Annotated in this window: 7 protein-coding genes and 1 pseudogene; 1 reads left to right on the top strand and 7 read right to left on the bottom strand. The window is 58.9% G+C overall.

Annotated features, from left to right (window positions below; all coding sequences use genetic code 11):
- A partial coding sequence (locus AB5Y85_RS19365) for an integrase core domain-containing protein (protein WP_368221990.1) occupies positions 1-336 on the top strand: 336 nt, incomplete at its 5' end.
- 172 nt (positions 337-508) lie between these two features.
- Here the strand turns inward: AB5Y85_RS19365 and tyrA are convergent.
- From tyrA to AB5Y85_RS19400, 7 genes and pseudogenes are all read right to left on the bottom strand, one after another.
- Positions 509-1,636: a bifunctional chorismate mutase/prephenate dehydrogenase gene (gene tyrA, locus AB5Y85_RS19370; protein WP_257687594.1), complete on the bottom strand. Its 1,128-nt coding sequence runs from the start codon at positions 1,634-1,636 to the stop codon at positions 509-511.
- A 135-nt stretch (positions 1,637-1,771) separates the two neighbouring features.
- Entirely contained in the window at positions 1,772-2,845 is a 1,074-nt protein-coding gene (locus tag AB5Y85_RS19375) for a 3-deoxy-7-phosphoheptulonate synthase (protein ID WP_139411344.1), read from the bottom strand.
- A 409-nt stretch (positions 2,846-3,254) separates the two neighbouring features.
- A complete protein-coding gene (gene glgC, locus AB5Y85_RS19380) occupies positions 3,255-4,556 on the bottom strand; it encodes a glucose-1-phosphate adenylyltransferase (protein WP_005334047.1) in 1,302 nt (433 codons plus the stop codon).
- 288 nt (positions 4,557-4,844) lie between these two features.
- Positions 4,845-5,762: a protein translocase subunit SecF gene (gene secF / locus AB5Y85_RS19385; protein WP_005334046.1), complete on the bottom strand. Its 918-nt coding sequence runs from the start codon at positions 5,760-5,762 to the stop codon at positions 4,845-4,847.
- Positions 5,763-5,913: 151 nt separating this feature from the next.
- Entirely contained in the window at positions 5,914-7,716 is a 1,803-nt protein-coding gene (secD, locus tag AB5Y85_RS19390) for a protein translocase subunit SecD (protein ID WP_257687593.1), read from the bottom strand.
- 158 nt (positions 7,717-7,874) lie between these two features.
- Positions 7,875-8,309 (bottom strand): hypothetical protein, encoded by a 435-nt coding sequence (locus AB5Y85_RS19395; protein ID WP_194495742.1) that lies wholly within the window; start codon positions 8,307-8,309, stop codon positions 7,875-7,877.
- Positions 8,310-8,404: 95 nt separating this feature from the next.
- A pseudogene (locus AB5Y85_RS19400) lies at positions 8,405-8,768 on the bottom strand (hypothetical protein); the annotation flags it as partial.

Raw genomic sequence — 8,768 nt, forward strand, 5'->3', positions numbered from 1 at the left:
TGTGCCAAGGCTTATCGGGCTCTCCAGGTACAATTTGGCATGCAGACCTCCATGTCACGCAAGGGGAACTGCTTCGACAATGCCCCGATAGAAAGATTCTGGGGGACTCTTAAAAATGAACTGGTTCACCACCATAGATTCAAGACGAGAGCGGAGGCCAAGGCAGCGATCCAGGAATACATAGAGATTTTTTACAACCGCCAGCATCGGCATTCACGACTTGGCAATGTCAGCCCGGCGGAGTTTAACAAGAGGTATTGGAGAACAGCTCAGGCAGCTTGCTCCTGGACTGTCCGATCTTGCCAGGACACCCCAGCTCGACCAGCGCCAGTTTAAAAGTCAGCGAGTAATCGCGCTGTGTCCGTTTCACACCTTGTCCCATCGGATTCTCCATTTATTGGGGGGAAAGGTGTAAACCATATTCAGGACGGGACAGTAACAAACAAAAAAGGAAGATACCTGAGTATCTTCCCTTTTTGGTGATATGAGCGTTGCTACTTTTGCAGGATCAGCCGTGTTGGCGGCGGTCGTTGGCCTGGGCCAGCAGCATGCGGCTTTCACGCAGGAACTGGTCGGCATGCTCGCCGAAGAAACCGGAGACTTGCGAGAAGGCGTTGATGAAACCGTCCCTGTCCCCCCGCTCCAGCAGCCCCAGCGCGTCGCCGAAGTTTTGGTAGTAGCGACGGATCATCGCCAGATTCTGCGGTGACGACAAAATGATGTCGGCATAGAGGTGGGGATCCTGAGCGAACAGCCGCCCCACCATGGCGAGCTCCAGCCGGTAGATGGGGGAGCTCAAACTCAGCAGGCGATCCAGATTGGCCTGCTCCCGGGAGAGGTGCCAGCCATAGGCAAAGGTGGCGAAGTGACGCAGAGCCTGAATGAGGGTCATCGCCTCATCGTGAGCCTTGGCCTCCACCTGTTGCAAGCGGGCGCCCCAGATGGTCATCTGATCCAGCAGCCATTGGCTGGCGGCGGGGTCACGACCCTGACAGCAGACGATCACCTGCTTGGCGAGGCTCGCAACATCCGGCCCGAACATGGGGTGCAGTCCCAGTACCGGCCCTTGGTGCACCGCCAGCATATGTTCGAGCGGCGCCGCTTTCACGCTGGTGACATCGACCAGCAGGCAGTGGGCGGGCATGTTGCCGAGGCGGTCGATGATCTGGCAGGTGATATCGATGGGCACCGCCACCATCACCAGACCGGCTCCGGCGAGGATCTCGTCAGCGCGCGGCCAGTCGGCTTGTTCCAGTGTCTCGACCCGATAGCCTGAGAGGCTGAACATATGACCGAACAGCCGACCAAGCTGACCCTGACCGCCGATGATGACCACCTTGCCAAGATCCGGCTTTATGCATTTGAAGCCGGTATCTTTCTCGCTGGCATAAGATTCACGCATCACCCGGCGCAGCACGTCTTCGATGAGATCGCCGGGCACTCCCAACTGCTCGGCCTCGGCGCGGCGGCGGGCCAGCATGCTCGCTTCCCGATCCGGTGCATAGATGGGCAGGCCGTGGCGGCTCTTTACCTCACCCACTTCTCCCACCAGGGCCAGACGGGCGGCCAGCAGATCGATCAGCTGCTTGTCCACCGCATCTATCTTGTCCCTGAGTACATTCAACTCTTCAGCCATATCCAATCCCTGCTGGCGCCGCGAGCGGCGGCGCCCTGAAAATCAAGATGCAACAAGGTATCACGGCGTGAGCGGTTTGATGCCACCACTAGTGATACCTCGATTGTTCAATAGGTTACGACAAGATACCACGGCTTACCGTGCAGTTCTGCCCTTGAGGGGGTCAGCCAGCTGGTTGTGGCAGCGGTCCAGCAGGGTAGCGGTGGTGTCCCAGTCGATGCAGGCATCTGTGATGGAGACCCCGTAGCGCATCTGCTCCTTGGGCTGCTCGCTGGACTGGTTTCCCTCGAACAGGTTGGATTCGAGCATCACCCCGATGATGGAGCGGTTGCCCTCCTGGATCTGGTGGATGACGTTGTCGGCCACCTTGGGCTGCAAACGGTGATCCTTGCTGGAGTTGCCGTGGCTGCAATCCACCACAAGGCTCGGCAGCAGGCCCGCTTTCTCCAGCGCCTCTTCCGCCAGCGACACGTTGACCGAGTCATAGTTGGGATGTTTGCCGCCGCGCAGGATCACGTGGCCATCCGGGTTGCCCTGGGTCTGCAGCAGCGCAACCTGGCCCTGCTGGTTGATCCCCATAAAGGCGTGAGGGGAGGAGGCCGCCTGCAACGCATTAATGGCAGTCCCCAGGTTGCCGTCGGTGCCGTTCTTGAAGCCGACCGGCATGGAGAGGCCGGACGCCATCTCCCTGTGGGTCTGGGATTCGGTGGTGCGGGCGCCGATGGCTGACCAAGAGAAAAGTTCGGCCAGGTATTGCGGGCTGATGGGGTCGAGCGCTTCGGTGGCCAGCGGCAACTCCAGCTCCGCCAGCCAGCAGAGCAGCTCGCGGGCACGGTGCAGCCCCAGCTCCACATCGAAGGTGCCATCCAGATTGGGGTCGTTGATAAAGCCTTTCCAGCCGACCGTGGTGCGCGGCTTCTCAAAGTAGACCCGCATGACAATGTAGAGAGAGTCCTGATAGGCATCATGCAGCGCTTTGAGTCTGGTTGCGTACTCTTTGGCGGCGTCCATATCGTGGATGGAGCAGGGACCACAGATCACCAGCAGGCGGTGATCGCGGCGGTGAATGATGTCGGCGATGGTATTGCGGGCCCCTTGCACGAATGCCAGCGCCTTGTCGGAGATGGGTAACTTCTCCTTGAGCTGGGCAGGCGTGATCATCACTTGTTCGGACTGGATATGGATGTTGTTCAGGGGGTCTCTTTGCATGATTTCATTCTCTCTACTGTATTAAGCCAAAAGCGGTTGTACCTAAATATTTACACTGGTACCTACTTTGTTACGCAACCGCCATCACCTTACCAAGGAAAAACAAACAATCAAGTGAAACTAGTGGGTTTACCGCTAAAAAGTCAGATAAAGGAGCTGCTATATAGCGCGAACAGGAATAATACAGAGGGTTTTTCGGAGGGTTAATGGTTTTTGTGTAATTTAATGTTTACGACTTGAGGGCGTAAAGGCTGCGTTGCCCAGCTGTTTACCCACAGTAAATGGTATCTCTGGGAGACTGCAACGCGATGGCAATGATGGTGTGAGGTGGTTATCTGGTCAGCTATAGAAAGAGGGAGCCATTATGGCTCCCTTTGCAGTAGGAAGGGGGATCCCGTCTGGCTGCGGATCAGCGCTTCTGTTTTCCCTGCAGCTCTTTGTTCAGGCGAGTGAGCATCCCCTGGGTGACCAGCACTATGCCCTGCTCGGAGCGGTGGAAGCGACGTGCATCTTCATCGGCGTTTTCACCGATCACCGTGCCTTCCGGCAGTTTGCACCCCTTGTCGATCACCACCCGGCGCAGTCGGCAACCGGCACCAATCTCCACACCCGGGAAGATAACGGCCTGATCCAGAGTGCAGAAGGAGTCGACCCGCACATTGGTAAAGAGCACCGAACTCAGGATGAAAGAGCCACTGACGATGGTGCCCCCGGCAAACATGGAGTTGATGGTCATGCCGTGCTGGCCGTTTCGGTCCTGCACGAACTTGGCGGGAGGAGTCATGTTCTGACTGGTCCAGATGGGCCAGTCCTGATCGTAGATATCGAGCTCCGGCGTGACGGAAGCGAGATCCATATTGGCCTCCCAGAAGGAGTCCACGGTGCCCACATCGCGCCAGTAGGGGCGGCGATCCGGACAGCAGCCGACACAGGACATGCCAAACGGGTGAGCGAATGCGGTGCCCTCTTTCACCACGCGGGGGATCACGTCCATGCCGAAATCGTGATGGGACTGCTCGTTGGCAATGTCCTCTTCCAGCAGCTGATAGAGATACTCCGCATCGAAGATATAGACGCCCATTGAGGCCAGCGCGGTGTCGGCCTTGCCCGGCATGGCGGGCGGGTTGGCGGGCTTTTCGACGAAGGCATTGATCTTGCGATCATCATCCACCGCCATTACCCCGAAGGCGCTTGCTTCACTGCGTGGCACCTCGATGCAGGCAACGGTCACCTTGGCGCCCATATTGACGTGATCGAGCAGCATGGCGGCGTAATCCATCTTGTAGATGTGGTCGCCTGCCAGCACCACCACATATTTGGGGGCGTGATCGCGGATGATATCCAGATTCTGGTAGACCGCATCGGCGGTACCCCGATACCAGTTCACCTCATCCACCCGCTGCTGGGCAGGGAGCAGATCGATAAACTCGTTCATCTGGTAGCGCAGGAAAGACCAGCCCGATTGGAGATGGCGCAACAGGCTGTGGGATTTGTACTGGGTCACGACACCGACCCGACGGATGCCGGAGTTGATGCAGTTGGAGAGCACGAAATCGATGATGCGGAATTTGCCGCCGAAATGAACGGCAGGTTTTGCACGGTTGTCGGTTAACTGTTTGAGGCGACTACCCCGCCCTCCTGCGAGTACCAAAGCCATGGTCTCGTTCAGCAACTGTCTGGATTTTGCTGTATTGGCAGGTTGTAACAACATCTCATATCCCTTTGTAGATAAATCACCACAATGTTGCCTCCTTTGAGCCCTCAAGAAAGTGCTTTCAGTCACATTTTATGGTTTCTGACGTAATAAAATGACCTTTTTGTTATTAAAAATGACGGGTTGATCCGTCATTGCTTTCAATATGGTCAGTTGTCAATTGAAGCGAGCCGAACGACAAAATGGGCGGCGAGAGACCGAGAGGAGGGATGAAAATGCCCCTGCCAATGGTTGGCAGGGGCCCGGTTTGTTGAGGCCCGGTGAGCCGGGCCTGATTAACAAGGTTCAGGCTGCGTTGGCCAGTGGCTCCTCGCTCTTCTTCTGGTAGGCCTGCGGGGTGAGCCCAAGCAGCTCCTGCACGGTCGAGGCGACGGTGATGGAGGAGACGGTGCCCACCAGGATCCCGGCAAACAGGGTGAAGGAGAAGCCGTAGAGGGCGTCACCGCCAAACAGCAACAGAGCGCCCACGGTAAACAGGGTGGTGCCCGAGGTGATCATGGTGCGACTGAAGGTCGCCTTGATGGCCACATCGGAGCATTCGTGGATGCCCATCTGGGTACGCGAGCTCAGCAGATCCCGCAACCTGTCCGAGATGACGATGCTGTCGTTGAGGGAGTAGCCGATCACCGCCATCAAGCCGGCGATGATGTTCAGATCGAATTCGATCTGAAAGAGTGACAGCAGTCCCAGTGCCACGATGGCGTCATGGACTACCGAGAGCAGGATGCCGATGGCCTGACGCCACTCGAAGCGAAACGCCAGATAGGCCGACATTGCCAGCGAAGCGACCAGCACCGCCAGCATCCCCTGCTGGAACAGTTCGGCACCCACCTGAGGGCCGACGATGGTGGTGCGCAGCAACTCGACCGGCATCCCCAACTGCTGTGTCAGCATGGTGGCGAGATCCGCCGCGGGCCAGGGCAGTTCGTGGGGGGGCAGCTTGATCAACCACTCGCCGGGAATACCGGCCGAGCTCAGCTCAACGGCTCCCGCCAGCGGGGAAACCAGCATGGCATTGAGCTCATGGGCCTCTTTCAGGGTCTGGATATGAAACTCCAGCAGGATCCCGCCGGTAAAATCGAGCCCCAATGTCAGGCCGTTCACCAGCAAGATGGCGACGCTGGCCACGGTCAGCAGGATGGAAGCCCACAGGCCGATATAGCGCCAACGGGTCAGCCCCATAGCAACGATCATTCTCAACATAATTATCTCCTTGGCCAGCCAGCATCAGGCTGTTGGCCCATCACGACGTGTCGCGACACGCCGGGAAAATAGTGTTCTGCTTTGGCCGCTCCGGCCATATCCATGGCCGATGGCGCAGTCAAAGCCGCTCATCAGAGGGACAGCTGTCCCGTTACACCTTCAGCGTGCGCTCGCTGCTGCGTCCCCACAGGGGGTTGATGATGGCGCGCGTCCCCCAGATCCCGGTGATCATGCTGGAGAGCAGACCCAGAATGAGGGTGATGGAGAAGCCCTGCAGCGGCCCGGAGCCGATGGAGTAGAGCACCACAGCGCAGATGAGCGTAGTGATGTTGGCATCGAAAATGGTGTGGAAGGCCGAGCGATAGCCAAAGTCGATGGCGTTGGCCAGTGAGCCCCCTTCTCGCAGACGGTCCCTGATCCGCTCGAAGATCAGCACATGGGTATCCACAGCCATGCCCACCGTCAGCACCAGACCGGCGATCCCCGGCAGGGTCAGCACGGCGCCCGGCAGCACTGCCAGCATACCGACTTGCATCAACAGGTTGGCGACCAGCGCCGTGATGGCAACCCAGCCGAACTTGCGGTACCAGGCCATCATGAACAGCATCATGCCTGCCATGCCGAAGGCCAGCGCGGTGAAGCCCGCCTCGATATTCTGCATCCCCAGCGTCGGGCCAATACTGCGTTCTTCCAGGATCTTGAGAGGGGCGGTGAGGGCGCCGGCACGCAGCAGCATGGCCAGCTCCTGAGCTTCCGGCAGACTGCCAATGCCGGTGATGCGGAACTGGTTGCCAAGGGCAGTCTGGATGGTGGCGACGTTGATCACCTCGCTCTGGGCGCGCAGTTTGCCTTGGGCGTTGGTTTTGTACTCGGTGAAGACGGTCGCCATCGGCTTGCCCACATGCTGGCGGCTGAACTGGTTCATCTTGCTGCCGCCCAGGGTGTCGAGCACGATATTGACCTGGGGTTGACCCATCTCGCCCATGTTGGCGCGGGCATCGACGATGTGCTCGCCGGTGAGTACCGGCTTGCGCGCCATGCCGACGGCCTGGCCGTTGCGATCGGCGATATAGAAGTGGCTGTCGGCTTTGGCCTCGTAGAAGGCCAGCGAGGCGGTGGCGCCGATCACCTCTTTCGCCTGCTTGGGGTTGTGTACCCCGGGCAGTTCGATACGGATGCCATCTTGGCCCTGACGCACCACCGAGGCCTCGACGATGCCGAGCTCGTTGATCCGTTTTTTCAGGATCGACAGGTTCTGGGTCACGGCGTTGTTGACCAGCAGGGTGCGCTCAGCATCGCTCAGCACCAGTTTCAGATCATTGCCGGAGCGGGTCAGCTTCCACTGATCCTGACGGGTACCGGCACTCTCTTTGATGATGGCGAGCCAGCTCTCCTGTTCGGCGACCTCCGGCAGGGTGACGGCTACGGCGCCCTGTGCGCTGCGCGTGACGCTGGCGCCGCGCAGATTGGCTTCACGGAAGCGGGTGCGCAGGGTATCCACCAGATTCTTGGTCTGATTGTCGATGACAAAGTCCACGTCCACCCCGATCAGCAGCTGGGAGCCGCCACGCAGGTCGAGCCCCAGCTTGATGGGATCGGCGCCGAGGCGAGTGATCCATGCCGGCGCGTTGGAGTGAAACTCCAGGGTCAGGGCGGCACTGTCGACCCCTTGCTGCTCCAGCAACTGCTTGGCGCGCTGCTGTTCGCCCTGGCTGGCAAAGACCAGCTCGACTCGCTCAGGTTGCTCGATCACCTTGACCGGTGCTAGGTGCTTGTCGCTCAGCAGCATCTGTTGCTGGGTGGTCAGGCGCTGCTGTCCGTGCAGGCCGAGGGAGGGCTGCTCACCGAAAAAGGTGGGCAGGGAGTAAAAGGTAAAGGTCAACAGCATCAACAGCAGCAGTGCGTACTGCCACTTGCTCATGCGGTTGAGAACGGTGCGATTGCTCTTTCTCATGGCAAACAAGCCTCTGTCAGGAGAATGGTGCCCGGGCCGATAGCAACAAGGCTCGGCAAGGCGCAAAAAATGGGATGCATCAGATGCGGATCAGGCGGCCGCCGGATCCGTCAGGAAGAGGAGATGAGCAAACAGTGGATGTGCCAACCCCCCCGGGGTCAGGCGCTCAGATAGCTCTGGGTGAAGCGGTATTGCAGATGTTGGCGCTGTAGATGGCGCCGGTGGATCGCGCCAAAGCGATCGCGAAAACTCTGTTTGTGATAGAGCTCGGGTGCCAGCATTAGCCAGCCGAGCAGCAACAGCAGGATGGCTTGGGCCGACCAGCTCTGGATCAGCTCGTAGACCACACTCTTGGGCTGGTTGTCACTGCGCAGGGATTGTTCGAGACGCAGCAGGTGATTCTGATGGCTGCCGACAAACTTGATGATGCCATCATCGCTGTCGCTAAGGTGATTGAACACCTGAGTCTGCTGCTGTTCACTCTGAGGAGATGCGGGTAGCAGCGGGCCTTCCATTCGGGCGATGGAACAAAGCAGGGTGAGGGCGATAACCAGAGTTACCAGCACCAGTTTTACTTTGTCGATAAGGCGCAAAAAGTTAATTCCCGATAAATAGAAAGGGCAAACTACCATAAGCGCCCGGTTTGAACAAGGTTGCCCCGGCGCATGGCACCATTCGATGCCGCTCGTCAGCTGCCGCTCATCTGCTTGAAGTCGCGGGCATAACCCTTGAGCAGGGAGTAGAGATGGGCGCGCTGGGAGATATCCAGCGACTGGCTCATGGCGCTCAGCCAGTTGACGGTACGCTGGCGTGACTGCTCGGTATAGCCGGTAAAGCGGCCATCCATCAGCCCATCCCCCTCGGCCAGCAGGTCAGTCAGCTCGCGGGTAAAGTCGGGACTCTGGCGCTGCTTCATCAGCCTGTCCAGCTCCTGGGTCCAGGACTCCTGAAACTCGAGCCAGGGGGGCATCAGCTCGTATTGCCATTCGGCCCACTGGGCCACCAGTGGCGCCTGTGCCGGTTTCACCTCGCCAATCCAGAACTCGAGTCGC

The sequence above is a fragment of the Aeromonas sp. R3-1 genome (assembly GCF_040908345.1).
GTDB classification, from domain to species: Bacteria; Pseudomonadota; Gammaproteobacteria; order Enterobacterales; family Aeromonadaceae; genus Aeromonas; species Aeromonas veronii.

Bases quoted from the DNA above. Each gene is read 5' to 3' on its own strand.
- glgC (WP_005334047.1), bottom strand. From the start codon at position 4,556: ATGTTGTTACAACCTGCCAATACAGCAAAATCCAGACAGTTGCTGAAC.
- AB5Y85_RS19375 (WP_139411344.1), bottom strand. From the start codon at position 2,845: ATGCAAAGAGACCCCCTGAACAACATCCATATCCAGTCCGAACAAGTG.
- secD (WP_257687593.1), bottom strand. From the start codon at position 7,716: ATGAGAAAGAGCAATCGCACCGTTCTCAACCGCATGAGCAAGTGGCAG.
- secF (WP_005334046.1), bottom strand. From the start codon at position 5,762: ATGTTGAGAATGATCGTTGCTATGGGGCTGACCCGTTGGCGCTATATC.
- tyrA (WP_257687594.1), bottom strand. From the start codon at position 1,636: ATGGCTGAAGAGTTGAATGTACTCAGGGACAAGATAGATGCGGTGGAC.